Here is a 17,957-nt window from a genome sequence, read left to right on the forward strand (position 1 = left end):
CTCCCGCCATGCGCGTTTCCCTCTCAATTCAGAAACGAACATACGATTATATCATATCGCATTTCACGATAAAAATAATCATACTTTCGGGGACACTGGTGTTACTTCCCCTGCTCGGGATTGTCCTGAACGGGACATCTTCTCTCCTGTACGGAACGGTGCCTGAGTTGGCGCCTGACGGAAATATGAGCCGGACCTTTGCCGTATTCTATACTGGTGTGATCGGCGCAGGCGGACTGGTGCCGATTGCCTATGGCCTTCTCGCCGATCATCTCGGTCGGACCACAGGTCAACTTGCGACAGCCCTGCTTATCGTACCAATGGTACTTCGAATGGGTTCTTCCATGAAGGCCGCGTGAGGCCGCCCAGAGCAGACGACAACCGATGTCGGAGACGTGGACTATTTGTGCTCAGGAGGAAGAGATCATGACAGGTAGTAAGAACAATCGGACAGGCGGCTGCCACTGTGGTGCGGTACGCTTTGAAGTGACGCTCAGCGACGGCCTTCAATCCGTCCGTCGCTGCAACTGCTCTTATTGCCGCATGCGGGGATCGGTCATCGCCGCGGTAGCGCTGTATGGGATAAAAATTCTCCAGGGTGGGGACATCCTGACGAGCTACCGGTTCAATACGGGAACAGCCCAACATTTCTTCTGTTCCCGCTGTGGCATCCACACGCATCATCAGCGTCGGTCCGACCCGTCAAGACATGCCGTAAACGTGGCCTGTCTTGACGCGGTCAGTCCTTTTGATTTTTCGGAAGTGCCGGCAACAGACGGGATCAACCATCCGAACGACACAGGAAAACCGGCGCGACTGGCCGGTATCCTGCGTTTTGAAAGTGTAGCAGAGCACTGAAATGTTCCAGGATAGGATGAAGCATTGAGATTTGAGGTCTGCTTTTGGAACGATATCATAGGCCTTGGAGTGACTGCTATGAGGCGAGAGCAGCCGGTCGGACCTATCGCCTCGCGGCCAAATGTCCTCGACGAAGAACGAAATCTTTTGTTCTTAAACAGTCCGGCAATCAGACCATTCAACCTGATCACGAAATCGACTGGGCGGACTGCCGAGTGTCTTGCGGAATGCAAACGCAAACGCGGATGCCGTGGAATAACCAAGAGCATGCGCGACCTCTCCAACTGGCAGGCCGGATGCGAGCATGCCAACGGCGGCCTGCATCTGCACCTGCCGGCGATAGTGACTGAAGCTCATGCCAACCTCAGCTTCAAACAACCGGGCCAGCGTCCGACTGCTGGCCCCAGCCACATCCTGCCATTCGAACAGTGACCGGCCATCCGCCGGAGAGACCATCAGCGCATCAGTGACACGCCGCAGCCGTGCATCCGAAGGACGCGGCACACCCAGAGGTTCGGAACGTGCCGATGCGATCTGGTCCAGCAGCACCGCCACCATGCGCGACGCCGATGAAGGAACGGGATAATCTGACGGGCATCTGGCAACCGCATCAATCAGTTCCTGCAACAGCGTTGTAAGGGCGATGATGCGACAGGTTGGCAGAAAATCCCGGCACATCTCCGGCGCAATCAGCACGGCACGCAGCCTGCTTTCCTTGGGGCTGTGAACGGCATGCACAACACCCGGTGGCACCAGGAGTGCCCGTCCGGGCGGTACCAGCCACTGGTTATCTTCGGTCGTGACGCGGATCACGCCATGCGTGGTCGCCAGAAGCTGTCCAAGATCAGCGTGACAATGAGGTTCGACATCCGCAGCTTCCACATGATGCTCCGCATGCACGCGCACTGGACGTAACTCTGTAGGAGGCGTGCGATCAGCAAGACTGCTGGCCTGCAGGGATCGGGATTGCTTCATCTGGCATATTTTCGACAGTTTATGGCATTCTGTCGAGCGCTGGATAAAAAATCAGTCTGTATAGCAGAGAGTATGACACGTTCCGCGAAAACGCTTCTGCCCTGGCTGATGATCTTCGGTGCCGGTATCTGCCTGCGCACCGGAATTGCTTCCCTCTCTCCCATCCTCGACCAGATCAAACGAACTCTTGCCATCACCAACGCCGAACTGGGCCTGCTGACCACGCTTCCAGTCCTGTGCATGGGCGGTCTCTCTCCGCTCGGGCATATGCTGGAACGGCGACGTGGCCTGAAACGCTCCATGATAATGGCATTGGCGCTTCTGACCATCGTCCTGCTCCTTCGCCTCGATGGCGGCAGCTATGGAGTGCTGCTTTTCACGGCTGTCGGGGTAGGCGTAGGCGACGCGATCATCCGGCCACTGCTGTCGGGTTTCATCAAGGGTGAGTTTGCCTCCCGCGCGCCTGCGGCCATGAGCATCTATGCCGCCAGCATGGGAGTAGGCTCAGCCGTGGCCGCTTTCGGAACGCCCCGCATCAGTGATGCCACCGGGAACTGGCCGCTGGGTCTGGCTTTCTGGGCGCTTCCCACGGCACTCGCCGGGTTTTGCTGGATACTATGGCGTGAGGATATTGCTGCGTCTGCGCGTTCCGCGGCACAGCCTTCTCTCACGATCAGCCGGAGCGGCATTCTGGGACTGACGCTGTTCTTCGGTCTTCAGGCCGGGATCAATTACGCAGCAATTGCGTGGCTGCCGTCCCTGTATGATACCCTGGGCTATTCTGACCATACGGCAGGGCTTCTTGTCGCCATCATGATGCTGTTCCAGACGGGCGTCAGCTTTAGCATGCACGTCATCATGCGCGCCCTGAAACTTACAACCATCAAGGCAGCTCTGGCTTTTTCCGGCCTCGCCATTTTGGGTACGCTCTGCCTGCTGCTTGCAAAGCCGCTGCCATGGCTGGCACCCGTGGTGATTGGAGTTGCGACAGGAGGGCTGTTCCCGATAGCGCTCCTCCAGCCTCTGGATTTCGCACATGACAGATCAGAGGCAACACGACTTGCCGGGCTAACCCAGACGGGCGGCTATCTGCTTGGCGGTATCCTACCGTGGATTACAGGTCTGCTGATCGATCATCTCGGCGTTGACCCAGCACTCCTGACGTTGCTGGTTGGTAGTGCTGGCTTGCTTACTGTGGTTACGGTGCTGATCCAGCGCACTTATCAGAAATGACACAGCCCGCCATGAATGTCTGCTTTCAGCTCCCTTCTGGAAAGATCCGGGTATCCCGGTGAAGACGCAGGCTATCCGTCCGTTCGGGATTACTTTGCGCGTCAATGCTTTGGCGGAACAATTGCCAGTTGCGCCCGGACACTCGGACGCTCCTGCATCCGCGCGAACCAGGCTAAAAGCGCCTCGCACTCCTGCGGGATCGGCAATTTCACGGCTGTAGCGAATATAAAACCCCCGATAACTGCAATATCCGCCATAGAGAAAGCCTCACCGGCTATAAAGGGCTGTTTCCGCAGCACTGCATCAAAGTAATGCATCCCGCACAGAGCCTTATCGCGCTGGCGCAGGCCCCATTCCCGGTTCTGGTAGACTTCCACATCGGGACCAAGACCCGGTGTGGCATGATGAAAATAGACGCTGATGGCGTCCAGCATCTCGATCTCGGCGCGTTTTGTCATCATCTGGATCGCACCTTTTTCAAGCGGGGTTCGACCAGTCAGTGTCGGTTCCCCGGCGAGCGCATCAAGATAGACCGTGATAGCCGTACATTCAGCGAGAAAGAGTCCACCGTCCAGTTCAAGAACTGGCAACGTTCCGGAATAATTCTTGGCGCGAAAACCTGGTGTCTTGTGTTCGCCCTTCCACAAGTTGATCGGCACGAATTCGACGTCGGACAGGAGATTCTTTTCTGCCAGAGCAATCCGGACACGGGCTGGATAGGGCCCTGTGGGCCAGTCGTAAATTTTCATTGGAGCAGCCTTATTGGCATCGAACGCAAAAATATCAGGCGTCGTCCGGACATTTCCCCTGACCTTTCGGCACCAGGGCTGTGACTGCCCGGGAGCCCTCCCCTACAGCGTTGACTGAAACGCCTTTCGTCCTTCTGAATCCAGTGCTGCGAAATCTTCGTCGGACAGCGTTATGCTGGCGGCGGCGACATTCTGCTCCAGATGAGCGACTTTCGAGGTTCCGGGGATTGGCAGCATCACCGGACTGCGTTTCAGGACCCATGCCAGCGCGATCTGGCTTGGGTGCGCGCCGTATTTCCCTGCCATGGTATCCAGGATTGAGCCCGGCTTCGCGAGGTCGCCAGCGGCAAGCGGAAACCAGGGGATGAACCCGATGTTCTTGGCGGCGCAATAATCGAGCACGTCCTCGCTGGTGCGATCGACAAGATTATAGCGGTTCTGGACGGTTGCCACGTCAAAGAACTTTGAGGCGGCCTTGATGTCTTCGACGGAGACTTCGCTCAGTCCTGCATGCCGGATCAGTTTCTGGTCGATGAAGGACCTGATCGCGTCAAACTGCTCGTCCGCCGGAACCTTGGGATCGATCCGGTGCAATTGCCACAGATCGATCTGTTCGACGCCGAGATTGCGCAGGCTCTTGTGTACCTGCTGGAGCAGGTATTCCGGCCGTCCAACCGGCTTCCAGATATCCGGCCCCGAACGGGTCAGACCACCCTTCGTGGCGATCACCAGTCCCTTGGGGTATGGGTGCAGCGCCTCTTTAATCAGCCATTCCGAAACATCGGGGCCGTAGGAATCGGCAGTGTCGATGAAGTTGACGCCGATTTCGGGAAGACGCCTCAGCGTGCGGATGGCCTCGTCGTGGTCGGCGGGCGGTCCCCATATGCCCGGGCCGGTGATGCGCATCGCGCCGAAGCCAAGACGATGAACGGCAAGGTCGCCGCCGATGCTGAAGGTGCCGGCGTCGGGGGCGTTAGCGGATAAACTGGTCATGGCCTTCGTTCCTTTTTTCCAGCAGGTGATTGGGGATCAGTCATTCCATCAGGCCGCGAAGCCACCATCGATGTTATATGCAGCACCGGTGATGATGCCTGCCTCTGGCCCGGCAAGATACGCGACCAGCCCCGCGATCTCCGCGCCCGTGGCATGGCGTTTGATCGCCATGAAGTCGTGCATCACGTCCTTCAGCGGACCATCGGCAGGATTCATGTCGGTATCGGTGGGGCCGGGCTGAACAACGTTGACGGTGATGCCGCGCGCCCCGAAATCGCGCGCCAGTCCTTTGACCATGCCTTTCAGTGCGGCCTTGCTGGCGCTGTAGGCAGCAAGGCCAGTCATCGGCATACGGTCGGCATTGGCTGAGCCGATGAAGATGATGCGGCCGCCGTCGGGCATGGTCCGTGCGGCAGCAACTGCCGCGTGATAGGGCGCGAGGGTATTGATGCGGAAAAGCCGGTCGATGGCGTCCGGCGGCATGTCCAGTGGATCACCCGCGCCAAGAATTCCGGAATTGACGACCAGCACGTCGAGAGGACCAAGCGAGGCGATCAGCGCGGTGAGAGAGTCCCGGTCTCCGCTATCGGCGCGCATGGCCCTGCTTCCGGTCTCGGCCGCCAGGGCCTGAGCATCATCAGGGGAGGATAGATACGTGAAAACGACTTTCGCGCCATCCGTTGCGAAGCGACGCACGATGGCAGCCCCAATCCCGCGGCTGCCGCCAAGCACGAGGACAGACTCGCCATTAAAGCTGCTCATGACTGTGTTTCCATCAACGCCAGAATTCCTGCCAGCCTGTCGAACGCTGGCTGGTAGATATGGGTCGGCATCCGGGCCTCCATGCTGGCTGCGTGTTCGGCAGCCGCTTCGAACTGGCCGCGCCACCGGATAAATGTGCGATCGCCATCCGTTACGGGCAGAAGCGTGATGGTCGACCGGTAGTTCCGGATCGGTAAAGCCGATTCAATGATCGAGAACGTCACCGCATGATCCACGTCGGACAGCGCCAGAAGCTGTTCACGGATGACGCCGACATCGCCCATTTCAACACGACGGATCGCGCCAATACGGTCGCCGGGATCATCGCCTTCGATCACGCAGCTTTTCACGCCCGGCAACCAGTGACCAAGAGCGCCGAAATCGCGGATCAGCCCCCAGACAGACGAAACGGGTGCATTGATGACGCTGCTGGCCATAACATTGATCATACGGACTTCCCCTGCCCTTTTCCGTGCGGAATCAAAGCGACTGGCCACCTGTCACCTCGATGCGCTGGCCATTCACCCAGTGCATATCGTCCGACAGGAGGCCACGGACCGCAGCCCCGATATCATCGGACTGGCCGACGCGCCCCAGCGGCGTGATCTCTGCCAGGCTCCTGTTGACCGTGGCATCGTCGCGGACCAGGCCACCGCCGAAATCCGATGCGACCGCGCCGGGGGCGACGGCATTGACGGTAATGCCGCGCTCGCCCAGTTCTTTCGCCATATACAGCGAGATGACTTCGGTGGCGGCTTTCATGGCCGCGTAAGGACCATGATCCGGCAGGTAGAAGCGTGTTGCGGCAGAGGTGATGTTGAGAATGCGGCCACTATCGCGGATCAGCGGAAGGAGCGCTACCGTCAGCAGGTAGGGACCCTTGAAGTGGATGTTGTACTGGTTGTCGAGCTGTTCAGACGTCGCGGCATCGAAGCGTGTGTGAATGATGTTGCCAGCGTTCTGAACAACATAATTCAATCCCCCCTGCCCGAACTCGCCTGCAAGAAGGGCTTTGACCCGCTGAGAAAAATCCGTGAACGACGCATGGTTCGCGATGTCCAGTTGCAGCATGCGCAGCTTTGCGCCCTCCTGACTGAGGGCGCATTCGGCTGCTTTCGCCTCATCTTCATTGGCGTGATAAGTGCCGATCACGCTGATGCCGGAGGCTGTCAGATGCTTCGCAATACTGTAGCCGATGCCGCGATTGGCGCCCGTGACGAGGGCGATTTTTGATGTACTCATGATCGGATTCCCTGAAGAGGCATGGCGTCGTGTTCCGAACAGCACAACTTCCATACCGATCAATCCATAATAGGGAGGCAGCACGAGGTCAATGGTTTATGGATCGACTGGTATGGAATACTCGTCCCGGACCTGGATCGTCTCGCCACCGTCAACCCGTCAGCGTTTTTTGGACCGCTTTGCTGTTCCCCGTTTCACCGCGTTGATATCCCACAACGTCAGCAGCGACGTGACGGCCGCATCCAGAGTGTCCGAACTCATCCCGTCCCGGGTTTCGCACGTCATGCCGTGGAAAAAAGTCGCGAGAATATCGGGCAGCACATCTGTCGCCGGGGACGCTTGCAAATCGCCATTAGCGATGGCGCGTTCCACGCAGGCTCTGATGCCGGCGCGCGTGCGCTGTCGTTCCGCCGCGAGGAGCGCCTGAACGGGTTCGTTTTCGGGTGAGCAGTTACTGGCGCCACAGACGACCAGACACCCGGCCGGGTGTGCGCGGGCGGCCTGCATGCGTGCCGAACCGCGCAACGTCCGTTCGATGGCATCGCGCGGGGACAGGCTTTCATCCCATAACGGCGCCATCACCTGTCCGTAGGTCTCCAGATAACGTTGCACAACTTCGCGGAACAGGGATTCCTTCGAGCCGAACGCGGCATAGAAGCTCGCGGGCGAAATGTTGCCCATGCAGGACTTGAGTTGAGTCAGGGAAGTCGGTTCATAGCCTTGCGCCCAGAAGAGTGCTGTGGCGGCGTCAATCGCCCTGTCGCGGTCAAACTCACGGGGACGCCCGGTCCGCGCCATGTCATCGTTCCTTCCTAAAGACTTCCATATTAAGTGATCCAGAAGTGATTGCCAAGGCTGCCATGTCTCTATATGTGTATCGTCCGATCCATATATGAGCGACCCATGACCCCGACCATCACAGTGCCCACGACAAAACCCGATGAGCGCCTGCCGGTTGCCGGTCTGCTCGCGCTGGCCATGACCGGCTTTATCTGCATCATGACCGAAACCCTGCCCGCCGGTCTGTTGCCCGAGATTGGTGCGGGTCTGCATATTTCTCCGGCGCTCGCCGGGCAGATGGTGACGGCTTATGCCATAGGCTCGTTGAGTGCAGCGATCCCGCTCACACTTGTCACGCAGCGATGGCGGCGCAGGAAGGTTCTGCTACTGGCGATCATAGGCTTCGTGATATTCAATTCCATCACGGCGTTTTCGACGCATTACGGCGTGACCCTCGTAGCCCGGTACGGAGCGGGTGCGGCGGCGGGTCTCGCCTGGGCGTTGCTGGCCGGCTATGCGCGCCGGATGGTAACGCGCGCCCAGCAGGGCCGTGCCCTGGCGATTGCCATGGTCGGCACGCCGATTGCGCTCTCGCTGGGGGTGCCCGCCGGGACATGGCTGGGCGCTGCCGTCGGCTGGCGTCTGGCCTTCTGGATCATGTCGGGCCTGACCGTGCTGCTGATCGCATGGGTGCTGGCGAAGGTTCCGGACTTTCCGGGGGCTGCGCATCACGAGCGCCTGCCATTCCGGCATGTTCTGTACATGCCCGGCGTGCGGTCTGTCCTCGGTGCCGTGATGGCATGGATGCTCGCGCACAATGTTCTCTACACCTACATCGTGCCGTTCGTCACACCTGCCGGACTGGCGGGCCAGGCAGACCGCATCCTGCTGCTGTTCGGGGTCGCCGCCCTGGTTGGCATCTGGCTGACAAGCCGCACGGTCGATCACGCCCTGCGCCTGTCCGTCCTGCTCAGTCTTGCCATATTCGTGGTTGTGGCGGGGGCTTTCGCCATCGGATCAGCGTCGCCTGCGGTGATCATGATCGGTGTCACGATATGGGGTCTGACCTTTGGAGGCGCTGCGACGTTGCTCCAGACGGCGCTCGCCGATGCAGCCGGCGATGGCGCGGATGTCGCGCTGTCGATGAATGTCGTGGCGTGGAACAGTGCCATAGCCGGTGGGGGCCTTCTGGGCGGCACGCTGCTCGACACATGGGGGCCGGCATCGTTCCCCTGGGCGGTGATGGGGCTTGTCGCGGTCGGCTTCCTGATCGCATGGCAGGCCCGGTCCCATGGGTTTCGACCTGGCCACCGGCTCGGGCATGAGAGCTAAGGATACGATGGGGATGTTACAGGCATCTTCTACCCTGTGCAGGGCTATCATGTTCACCATCACTTTTAACCCTGCTCAAGCACACGTCCTGCAATTCTGAAGCCTGTGGCGGAACCTGCCGCATCAGGCATCTGAAAATCCGGATAAAGGACAAAGGCAATGGATCTGGTCATGCCCTGAAACGAGGGATGACTGTCAGTTCGTCAGTGTCGTGAAGGAAACACAATGTTGCGACAACCATGGCTGCTACACCACACGGAGCTTATCCATGTCACGACCGCCATTCCCGCCTTTTGATATTGAAAGTGCGACACGCAAGGTCCGGCTTGCTGAAGATGCCTGGAATTCCCGGAATCCGGAACAGGTAACGCAGGCCTATACAATGGATAGCCAGTGGCGCAACCGGGTGGAATTCATCCGTGGGCGCGATGAGATCGTGGCGTTCCTGACACGCAAATGGAACGTGGAGCACGAATACCGCCTGATCAAGGAGCTCTGGGGTTTCCGCAATAACCGCATGGCTGTCCGTTTTGCCTATGAATGGCATGATGATGCGGGCCAATGGTTTCGGTCTTACGGCAATGAACTGTGGGAATTCGATACCGCCGGGCTTATGCGCTGCCGGGTCGCATCAATCAATGACCTGCCGATAGAGGCTGGAGAGCGACTGTTCCATTGGCCCGCGGGAAGACGACCGGACGATCACCCGGGGCTGTCCGATCTTGAACTTTAATGTTCTGAAAGAAATTGCTCTCGCCAGAGTTCTTTCATGATTTCGATCCTCACCATCCCTGTTCGGTGGGCAGAAGGAAGAGTTCTGCGACATCCATTCGGGATGGTGCGTTCAGCGCAAACAGGATCGTGTCAGCAATGTCCTCGCCTTCCAGATAGGTCATGGAAGCCGCCAGGTCATCCATCTGCCTGCGGTAAGTGGGATCGGTAATCTGCTCGTACAGTTCCGACTTCACGGCACCCGGTTGAATGCAGGTGACGCGGATATTGTGCTTTGGCCCGATCTCCATCCTGAGCCCATCGGAAAACGCCGCAACGGCGGCCTTGGTGGCGCAATAGACGGCCAGGCCGGTAAAGACTTTGCGGCCCGCAATCGAGGACATGTTGAAGATATGGCCCGAATGCTGTGCGATCATTTGTGGAAGAACCGCCGCCGTTGCATTGAGAACACCGGACACGTTTACGTCCACCATACGCTGCCATTCGTCCACTTTCAGGCTGTCAACATCAGACAGAGGCATCAGGCCCGCATTGTTCACCAGCACATCAATCCTGCCGAAACGGGCGATGAGGGCATCTGCTGCAGCCTTACATGACTTCAGATCCGTAACGTCGGTTGGAAGGGCAACGGCTTTGCCCCCTGTCCCGTTGATTTCCGTCGCCAGCGCGTCCAGACGGTCCTTGCGCCGTGCTGCCAGACCGACTATTGCACCCTCTGTCGCAAGTTTGCGTGCTGTTGCAGCTCCTATCCCGCTGGAGGCTCCAGTAACAAGGGCGATCTTACCTCTGATACTCATGATAATCTTCACCTATCCCGTTTAAAAAAGGTCAAGAAAACAGGTAAAGATCAGGGCAGATGGTTTCTGTCGTCCTCTTGCTTAAATCATTGTGATTTTGCGATTTTGTGAGTTGATCGGGACAATTCACGGCACGACTGAAAGGTAACCCGGATGCTTCACCCGCATCGTTCTTCGCTGCATGCCGCCAGTTATGCCCTGGAGGGCCGTATTCCGGGCCGGAAAATCGGGCAAAGCCAGGGAGGGGCATGGAAAGAGGCCGAGGCGCAGCTATTCCGCCGACCGCAACACGAAGATGAAGTGCTGGTCCCGGCCGTGGCCGAACCTTTGCTGGTCTGGATCATCTCAGGAGAAGCGCAGATCGAGGAATGCGAACTGACCGGTGAATGGACGAAAAGTCAGGCCGGGTCCGGATCATTTTTCCTGACACAGACCAATGCGCCTTACCTCATGCGCTGGCAGGCTGATCCGGACCATCCGTTTGAGGTCCTTCATCTTTATCTGGGACTCACTCTGGTGAACCGCGCTGCCCGATCGTTAGGGCTCAATCCATCACGGCTCTCTATGCGCGACATTTCCGGTGTTCAGGATGCATTCATATCTGGCGTTCTGGCAGGCCTGACGGCTGAGATCCAGACGTCTCATTCGGCAAGTTCTCTATTTGTGAACGGACTTCTGGAAAGTCTGACCGTCCATCTTCTGCGTCATTATGCACAGACACAGCCTTCGCCTACGCCCAAACCCGCACAACTGCCAGCGTGGAAGCTGCGCAAGGCACTGGATCATATGGAGGCCCATCTCGCCGAACCGTTCGACCTCGATTTTCTGGCCGGATTGTGCGGGATGAGCCGGTTTCATTTCAGTCGGTCATTTCACAACACCATGGGGCAAAGCCCATCACGCTGGTTTATCTGGCGGCGCGTGGAACATGCAAAGGACCTTTTATCACAGACCAACAGGTCCATCATCGAAATCGCCCTGACCAGTGGCTATGAGAGTGCGAGCCATTTTGCACATATGTTTCGCAGGGAAACCGGCATGAGCCCACGCGACTACAGGAAGCTATGCAGCATCCTGGTCAATCCCGATGCTGCGATCCATCTTGCTGTCATAGGCTAGTCCCGCCAAGGTGCGGAAGTGCTCAGTCTTACCATGTCCAGCGAACGTATCGCCGCAGCAGTTGCATTCCATGGCGATCTTTCAGATGAAACGCCGACCACATGAAGACAGTGGAATTGGTTGCAGCCCCCTCATCGACATAGCACGCCTTGCGATCGCTCACAGTAGACGATGAGGAAAAACGGTGCATTATGCAAGTCCCCAGTCAGGGTGAATTCATGTTCGATAGGTTTCCTGAACTTGGTGGGAGTGCGATCAAGGAGGCGACTACGATCTCGATGACCAACGACGTCCAGAACCATTGCTCATAAAAATCCGGTACGCACCTTCTAATGTTCTGACGTCCGAACATCAGCATATGCTCAAATGCCCTGAAGTTCCCGCATTTTGCAATAGGACGTATTATTCCCATCCAACAATGACCTCACAAATTTCCTTTGAGAATGTTCTGACGTCCGAACATTGGGCATGAGGATAAACTAGAACCAGAAGACTGTCGTAACACGTCGCACAGCAGAATATCATCCTCCATGATATGTTTGATCGCTATCTCCTCGGCTGATTTATGCCCCGTTTTTAGTGATTCGTCTGCTTTGACAAAGCCTCATTCAAGACACAAGTAATCCATAACATAGTCCTAAGTTGCCGCTTCAGTCATGCCGCTCCTGGATCGGATTAGATCTTCGACGAGAGCAGACACACATTGATCGTATCTCTCGAAGACCAACTTAGGGCTTCATATCAGCCCATATGCAGTCGATTTTTTCCTTGACAAGAAAGACTGATAACAATCAACATCAACCATCATCGTTGATGTTGATGCTATTTTATGCATCAAAAGTCTGTTTGGGGAAGCCATAATGAACGGTCAGACATTTCGAAATAGCCGACTGACTTTGCGATTAAGTCAGGCCGACATCAAAGATGAACTCAACCGCAGACTTGGCCGAAGCTATGATAAACCCAAGATTAGCCGCTGGGAAAACGATAAAGAACCGATCCCGGATGATGTGGCCGAGGTGATACGTAATATGGCTGGCGCAGTTCAAGATTCTGCAAGAATACTCGTGCTGGCAAACCAAAAAGGCGGCGTCGGGAAAACAACGTCTTCGCTCAATCTTGCATACGCGTTGTCATCACTGGGAGGACGCGTTCTTCTCATTGATATGGATCCCCAAGCAACAGCTACAGCCGGAATACTCGCCGGCGCCAGTGTTGAACTTTATCATCAGGGTAAAACGACAGCCCACCTCATTCTCGGTGGGAAACCTCTCTCTGAAATCGTGGTTGCGGCAGGTACACTACCAGACGGACGCGAACTGCCCTTCGATTTCATCGCCAGCCATATTGACCTAGCCGAAACGGACGGCCGGAGAGAGCCCGGTTTTGACGCCGCGTTACGGGAAGCCATTGATCCTGTCCGTGAGGACTACGACTGGATCGTGATCGATGCACCTCCCAATCTCGGCATGCTTACATGGATGAGCCTTGCTGCTGCCGATGATGCAATTGTCCCTGTAAGAACCGAGCCTTACGACACAATGGGCGTTGGCCTGATTATCGGCACAATCGGCAAGATCCAGCGTCGTCTGAATCCGGGGCTTCGACTCCTTGGTATTTTACCGACCCAATATAACGCACGCAAATCTGTGGACCGTGAAGTCCTTCAACACTTATGTTCCATGATGAAGGATCGCGCCCCAGTTCTGGAACCCGTGCCATCAAGCGCTGTGTACGGTCATGCTGCACGCGCAGGCAGGATTGCGTTGGAGTCCTCTTCTTCAGCGGCCGCAACGGCACCATACCTTCGGCTGGCACAAGCACTCCAAACGAAGACAGATTTTCCGCTTGCAGATATCGAACAGCCCGAAGGTAATGCGTGATGGCAACCCGACGCAAAACAAAAGCCCCGTCTCCTATTCTCGGCGTAGCCGCTGGTCTCATTGACGACGCCAGCAACAGTTTCGTTCGCCAGGACGGCAAATTTCGACATACATTCGAAGTTCCTTTGACGGAAGTCGCGCCAGATCCGGACCAACCACGAAAAAGTTTCGACGACGAGAGTATCGCCGCACTGGCAGAAACAATGGTCGCTGAAGGACAGCTTCAGCCCATTCTTGTACGTCGTGTCACGAACTCACAATCCGACAAACGGTGGGTCATAGTCGCGGGCGAACGCCGTTGGCGAGCAGCGCAACATGCTGGCTGGTCCAGCATGCTCGCAATTGAACACGATGGTGATGCTGAAGTCGCAGCGCTCATTGAGAACCTTCAGAGAGTGGACCTAAACCCTCTGGAAGAAGCAACCGGTATCCAACGACTGATTGAAAAAAGAGGCTGGAACCAGAGCCAGGCAGGTGAAGTTCTTGGAAAAAGTCGCGGCGAAATTAGCTCTATCCTGAAGATCCTGACGCTCCCAACCGATATCCTTGAGGAGTTGACGTCAGAACGAGGTGTGGCACGAAATACCCTTGTGGAACTCGCACGAGTCCCGGATCCTGTGAGACGACAAGAGCTCATTGAACAAGCCAGAACCGGACAACTCACAGTAAAAGCTATTCGACTGGGTCGAGCTGACCTCGAACGGCCGGAATCCGCACCGACCCGCAAACCTTCCGGATTTACGTTTACATCCGTAGACAGGATGGCCCAGCGTCTAAGTGAAGTCCGTGCCCAACAACTCCCGCTTAATTCGGAAGACCGTGAACGCTTGCGAAGACTCCGGGCCGAGATTGATCAGGTGCTGGGTGATGAAAATACGTAACACTGACGAGAGAATCATTGACCCTGGCTGTATTAACCGGTTTGTTTGCATTCGGAACATCGCGCACAAAAGGCAAGGCTGGGGTAGATAATGGCTAGCAACGAAGCTGACCTGTTTGTCGACTCCCTAATAGGGGCTCCGTTAAAGGATGACAGAGCCCTTATGGAATATCCGTTCTTCAGCATCCAGAAGCAACCGCGCATGGAGCCTCTGGTATATGACGACGGGAAAATACAAATTACCATAGAACCTGGCCCAAAAGGGCTTGCGACGATTTGGGATAAGGACATACTTCTTTATGTAGTCTCCCTTATCAATGAACGCATTGAGCGCGGAATGACTGTCGACCATACAGTCCGCTTCGCTGCGCATGATCTCCTGCGCGTCACGGGTCGAGGAACAGGTAAGCGCAGCTATGACCTTTTGCTCGATGCGCTTCATCGTCTGAGATCTACGAACATCATGACAACAATCGAATCCGCAGACGAACGCGACCGGCGCGGGTTTGGCTGGATAGAGACATGGCGCGTAGTCGAGCGGAAAACATCGACCGGCCGTAAAATTATGGCAGCCATTGAAATTACGCTCAATGACTGGATGTTTCGTGCCCTCGTCAAGGAACGCAGGGTGCTGACAATTAACCCCACTTATTTTAGTCTCGATAGTGGCTTGGGTCGCCGTATTTATGAGATCGGACGAAAGCATCTTGGTAACCAAGAAATATGGAAAATTAGTCTAGATAAACTTGCCAAGAAAATCGGTACTACACGCGAATTACGATTTTTCAAAAGAGATCTTCTCAAAATTATAGGCGATGACGTTATCCCCGATTATCAACTATCTCTCGAAGTAGGTCCAAGGGGAGGGCGTCCCGTAGTGATTTTTGAACATCGAGAATCACAATCTTAGCGATAAAACATGAGCAGGACATGTGCGCGATGTTCCGAACCATGAGACGCTGTCGCGTTTGTTTTCCTAGGCGGCTGTAAAGCGCAAAATACCCAAGATACCAAGCCTGCTGGTTATCGGATGCCATAACTTGTCATCGCCCAAGGAATCAAACGCATAGACGTCCGAACGCTAGGGACCTACCTTAAACGTGCGCGATGTTCCGAATTCATGGCGTTTGGGCAAAGACTGAGCCTCATAAACACCTTGGACAACTATCGGCATGAACTTGATAACCGAATTAGCAAGGTGAAGATCGTTAATGTGCGCGATATTCCGAATGTCTGGCCTAATGCCTTTTCCGGCGTGCGCGATATTCCGAAGTTTTCTCTTCCCTATATCCATTCCCAAGAATTGGAGGCCTGTTGCAGTTGTTCTTGACGGTCGCAAAGTATGCCTTCTGCCCTGTCGACGATGATTACTCCCGTTATTCACAGGAACGCGATTCTCATTCGGAATATCGCGCACGTCTTATCGGAACATCGCGCACATCCCAACGGAATATCGCGCACGTTTTCTTTCGGAATATCGCGCACGTCTTATCGGAACATCGCGCACAGAAATAGCCCCTAACCAAATGATATTAAACGCACATTTCAGCCTTTAACTTTTTAACAGTTTAAAAATAACCTTCTAACTTGACCGTTGGGGATAAGTCTGCCTTCCTTGCATTCCATCTTCAGTTCGCGCTAAGAGCCCGATCCGAAAGTTTTTGAACAATACCAGCCTGTTGTGATTCATCCGTCTTTGCAGAGAGATGGAGTGAATGGTGACATGGACTGGTATTGCCCGGCGCGAGTATAGCCGGGAAAGATTGCGATATCCATCGGACATGACGGACGGGGAGTGGACTTTGATCATGCCATTTGTGCCCCCGGCGAAACGGGGCGGTCGTCCGCGCACGACGGATATGCGCGAGGTGGTCAATGCGATGCTCTACATAGCCTCGGCCGGGTGTGCGTGGCGTCTGCTGCCGAAATGCTTTCCGCCGGTCTCGACCATCAGGCGCTATTTTTACGCCTGGCGTGATGCCGGAGTGTTCGAGGTCATGAATACGGTGCTGGTCATGAGCCTGCGCGAGATCGAGGGACGTGACGCCTCTCCGAGCGCGGGCGTGATTGACAGCCAGTCGGTGAAAACCACGGAAAGCGGCGGGATTTCGGGCTATGACGCGGGGAAGAAGGTCAAGGGCCGCAAGCGCCATATCGTGACGGATACCTGCGGCTTCCTGATCTTTCTCCTCGTTCATGCCGCTGATATCCAGGACCGTGATGGGGCCGTTGATGTTCTGGCAGCGATACGCAGGCGCTTTCCCTGGCTGCGCCACATCTTCGCTGATGGCGGCTATGCTGGCGACAAATTGCGATCCGCGCTCGCCTCCATGGGAAAATGGACCCTCGAAATCATCAGGCGGTCCGATACGGTGAAGGGTTTTCAGATCCTGCCGCGTCGCTGGGTGGTGGAACGGACATTCGCATGGCTGGGACGATGCAGGCGGCTCGCCAAAGATTGGGAACAATCCATTGCTTCCTCAACCGCATGGACATTGATCGCCTCAATCCGAATGCTCACACGACGGACAGCAAGGCATTGTCAGGGTTGAAAAACTTTCGGATCGGGCTCTAAGACGCGTTACCTTTCGGTATCTAAGCAGCAACATTCCCCCCCTTGCAGAAGCAGCTTATTAGGGCCTGTTAGATCTTGAATTTCTTCCCATATTGTAGGGATGGAAGAAGGAGACAGAACAGGCACCTTTACGGACGAGACATGGGCGATCTGGGAACCTCTGATTGAGGAGGTTCGCCCGAGGGGCAAGACGCCGCCACATGATCTGCGGCGGACGATAGCAGCGATTTTCTGGCGTCATGAGAATGGCGCGAAATGGCGGAGTATCCCCGCTGAACTGGGTCCGTGGTGGCGGGCTGCGCAGCTTTTCATCCGCTGGGCGAAGCTCGGCGTATGGGAGCGGCTGCTCGCACTGGTTCAGGAACAACAGGGAGTGGCATTCGGAATGACTTTTCTGGATGGCACAAACATCAGGGCTCACCACAAAGCGGCGGGAGCCCAAAAAAAGGGGCCTCTTTCGAAGAGCGAGACCATCGTGAAGCACTTGGCCGCTCTCGCGGCGGCTATGGCACAAAAGTCTGCGTGATCGCTGATGGACATGGAAAAGCCTTCGGTTTTGCGCTGGCCCCTGGACAGGCTCATGAACTGCCTCTGGCACCAGCCATGCTCGACAGCCTTCCCGCCACTCCCCTGTGGGTAGTAGCGGACAAGGGCTACGCGTCGAACGCCATGCGTGAACGGATATGGGACATGGGAGCACGGCCAGCCATTCCCGCGAAACGACGCGATGGCCCGGTCGCCTGCCCCAAATGGGCCTATCGGTGTCGGCATCTCGTTGAGAACCTCTGGGCTCGCCTCAAGGAGTGGCGCGCTGTCGCAACCAGATATGAAAAAACAGCAACGTCGTTCCTCGCGGTCATCCACATCGCTGCCGCAGCAGACTGGATCAAGCCCTAACAGGCCCTAGACATTGAATTAACGTCGCAATGTCTGCATCTGCTACAATCGAGAAACACCCATTTAGGGATACGATTTAGATCCGAGAATTCCAAAGCTGCTGGAACAAGAATAAAAGAAATAAAAATATCATAATAGAAATATAAACCA

General features: G+C 56.1%; 19 protein-coding genes. 11 read left to right on the forward strand and 8 right to left on the reverse strand.

Translation table 11 applies throughout. From position 1 onward, the window contains the following. The first annotated feature begins 8 nt into the window (after positions 1-8). Complete coding sequence (locus tag LDL32_RS17315; protein ID WP_233069178.1) at positions 9-359, forward strand: hypothetical protein; 351 nt, start codon at positions 9-11, stop codon at positions 357-359. A 67-nt stretch (positions 360-426) separates the two neighbouring features. Further along, on the forward strand, positions 427-858 hold the full coding sequence (locus LDL32_RS17320) for a GFA family protein (protein ID WP_233069180.1): 432 nt from the start codon (positions 427-429) through the stop codon (positions 856-858). A gap of 153 nt (positions 859-1,011) precedes the next feature. Here LDL32_RS17320 and LDL32_RS17325 read toward each other — a convergent pair whose 3' ends face one another. After that, entirely contained in the window at positions 1,012-1,764 is a 753-nt protein-coding gene (locus LDL32_RS17325; RefSeq protein ID WP_233069181.1) for a helix-turn-helix domain-containing protein, read from the reverse strand. Positions 1,765-1,905: 141 nt separating this feature from the next. Here LDL32_RS17325 and LDL32_RS17330 point away from each other — a divergent pair, with 141 nt between their 5' ends. Next, a complete protein-coding gene (locus LDL32_RS17330) occupies positions 1,906-3,066 on the forward strand; it encodes a CynX/NimT family MFS transporter (protein WP_233069182.1) in 1,161 nt (386 codons plus the stop codon). Between the two features lie 101 nt (positions 3,067-3,167). Here the strand turns inward: LDL32_RS17330 and LDL32_RS17335 are convergent, their stop codons facing one another. The 6 genes from LDL32_RS17335 to LDL32_RS17360 all read right to left on the reverse strand — a co-directional run bounded on the left by LDL32_RS17335 (position 3,168) and on the right by LDL32_RS17360 (position 7,610). Next, complete coding sequence (locus LDL32_RS17335) at positions 3,168-3,815, reverse strand: glutathione S-transferase (RefSeq protein ID WP_233069183.1); 648 nt, start codon at positions 3,813-3,815, stop codon at positions 3,168-3,170. A gap of 102 nt (positions 3,816-3,917) precedes the next feature. Beyond that, the gene (locus tag LDL32_RS17340; RefSeq protein ID WP_233069184.1) at positions 3,918-4,808 is read right to left on the reverse strand and encodes an aldo/keto reductase; all 891 of its coding nucleotides are present in this window, start codon (positions 4,806-4,808) and stop codon (positions 3,918-3,920) included. 48 nt (positions 4,809-4,856) lie between these two features. Beyond that, on the reverse strand, positions 4,857-5,570 hold the full coding sequence (bdcA, locus tag LDL32_RS17345) for an SDR family oxidoreductase (protein WP_233069185.1): 714 nt from the start codon (positions 5,568-5,570) through the stop codon (positions 4,857-4,859). Further along, positions 5,567-6,019, reverse strand: coding sequence for an SRPBCC family protein (locus LDL32_RS17350; protein WP_233069186.1), 453 nt, complete (start codon positions 6,017-6,019; stop codon positions 5,567-5,569). Before LDL32_RS17350 ends, bdcA begins: the two co-directional genes overlap by 4 nt. A gap of 31 nt (positions 6,020-6,050) precedes the next feature. Next, positions 6,051-6,812: an SDR family NAD(P)-dependent oxidoreductase gene (locus LDL32_RS17355; protein WP_233069213.1), complete on the reverse strand. Its 762-nt coding sequence runs from the start codon at positions 6,810-6,812 to the stop codon at positions 6,051-6,053. 159 nt (positions 6,813-6,971) lie between these two features. Beyond that, on the reverse strand, positions 6,972-7,610 hold the full coding sequence (locus tag LDL32_RS17360) for a TetR/AcrR family transcriptional regulator (RefSeq protein ID WP_233069187.1): 639 nt from the start codon (positions 7,608-7,610) through the stop codon (positions 6,972-6,974). Positions 7,611-7,715: 105 nt separating this feature from the next. On the opposite strand from LDL32_RS17360, the gene LDL32_RS17365 reads away from it, so the two are divergent. Continuing rightward, on the forward strand, positions 7,716-8,924 hold the full coding sequence (locus LDL32_RS17365) for an MFS transporter (protein WP_233069188.1): 1,209 nt from the start codon (positions 7,716-7,718) through the stop codon (positions 8,922-8,924). 268 nt (positions 8,925-9,192) lie between these two features. Further along, positions 9,193-9,657, forward strand: coding sequence for a nuclear transport factor 2 family protein (locus LDL32_RS17370; protein WP_110571284.1), 465 nt, complete (start codon positions 9,193-9,195; stop codon positions 9,655-9,657). A gap of 49 nt (positions 9,658-9,706) precedes the next feature. Here the strand turns inward: LDL32_RS17370 and LDL32_RS17375 are convergent, their stop codons facing one another. Next, entirely contained in the window at positions 9,707-10,465 is a 759-nt protein-coding gene (locus tag LDL32_RS17375) for an SDR family oxidoreductase (RefSeq protein WP_233069189.1), read from the reverse strand. A 141-nt stretch (positions 10,466-10,606) separates the two neighbouring features. Between LDL32_RS17375 and LDL32_RS17380 the strand changes: the two genes are divergently transcribed. The 6 genes from LDL32_RS17380 to LDL32_RS17405 all read left to right on the forward strand — a co-directional run bounded on the left by LDL32_RS17380 (position 10,607) and on the right by LDL32_RS17405 (position 17,807). Further along, the gene (locus tag LDL32_RS17380) at positions 10,607-11,572 is read left to right on the forward strand and encodes a helix-turn-helix domain-containing protein (protein ID WP_233069190.1); all 966 of its coding nucleotides are present in this window, start codon (positions 10,607-10,609) and stop codon (positions 11,570-11,572) included. Positions 11,573-12,432: 860 nt separating this feature from the next. Then, positions 12,433-13,455 (forward strand): ParA family protein, encoded by a 1,023-nt coding sequence (locus tag LDL32_RS17385; protein WP_014106763.1) that lies wholly within the window; start codon positions 12,433-12,435, stop codon positions 13,453-13,455. Continuing rightward, positions 13,455-14,336 carry a ParB/RepB/Spo0J family partition protein gene (locus LDL32_RS17390; protein WP_110571281.1) on the forward strand — a complete coding sequence of 294 codons (882 nt, stop codon included), beginning with the start codon at positions 13,455-13,457 and terminating at the stop codon, positions 14,334-14,336. The genes LDL32_RS17385 and LDL32_RS17390 overlap by 1 nt, the downstream gene beginning before the upstream one ends. Positions 14,337-14,426: 90 nt before the next feature. After that, positions 14,427-15,245 (forward strand): replication initiator protein A, encoded by an 819-nt coding sequence (locus LDL32_RS17395; RefSeq protein ID WP_010511482.1) that lies wholly within the window; start codon positions 14,427-14,429, stop codon positions 15,243-15,245. A gap of 805 nt (positions 15,246-16,050) precedes the next feature. Beyond that, the gene (locus LDL32_RS17400) at positions 16,051-16,887 is read left to right on the forward strand and encodes an IS5 family transposase (protein WP_048856220.1); all 837 of its coding nucleotides are present in this window, start codon (positions 16,051-16,053) and stop codon (positions 16,885-16,887) included. Between the two features lie 123 nt (positions 16,888-17,010). Further along, positions 17,011-17,807, forward strand: a protein-coding gene (locus LDL32_RS17405; protein WP_082779839.1) for an IS5 family transposase whose coding sequence is annotated in 2 segments (ribosomal slippage) — positions 17,011-17,350 and positions 17,350-17,807 — 798 coding nt in all. Because the reading frame shifts where the segments join, the coding sequence is not laid out codon by codon here. The last annotated feature ends 150 nt before the right edge of the window (positions 17,808-17,957 follow it).

This window comes from Komagataeibacter sp. FNDCF1 (assembly GCF_021295335.1).
Lineage (GTDB): Bacteria > Pseudomonadota > Alphaproteobacteria > Acetobacterales > Acetobacteraceae > Komagataeibacter.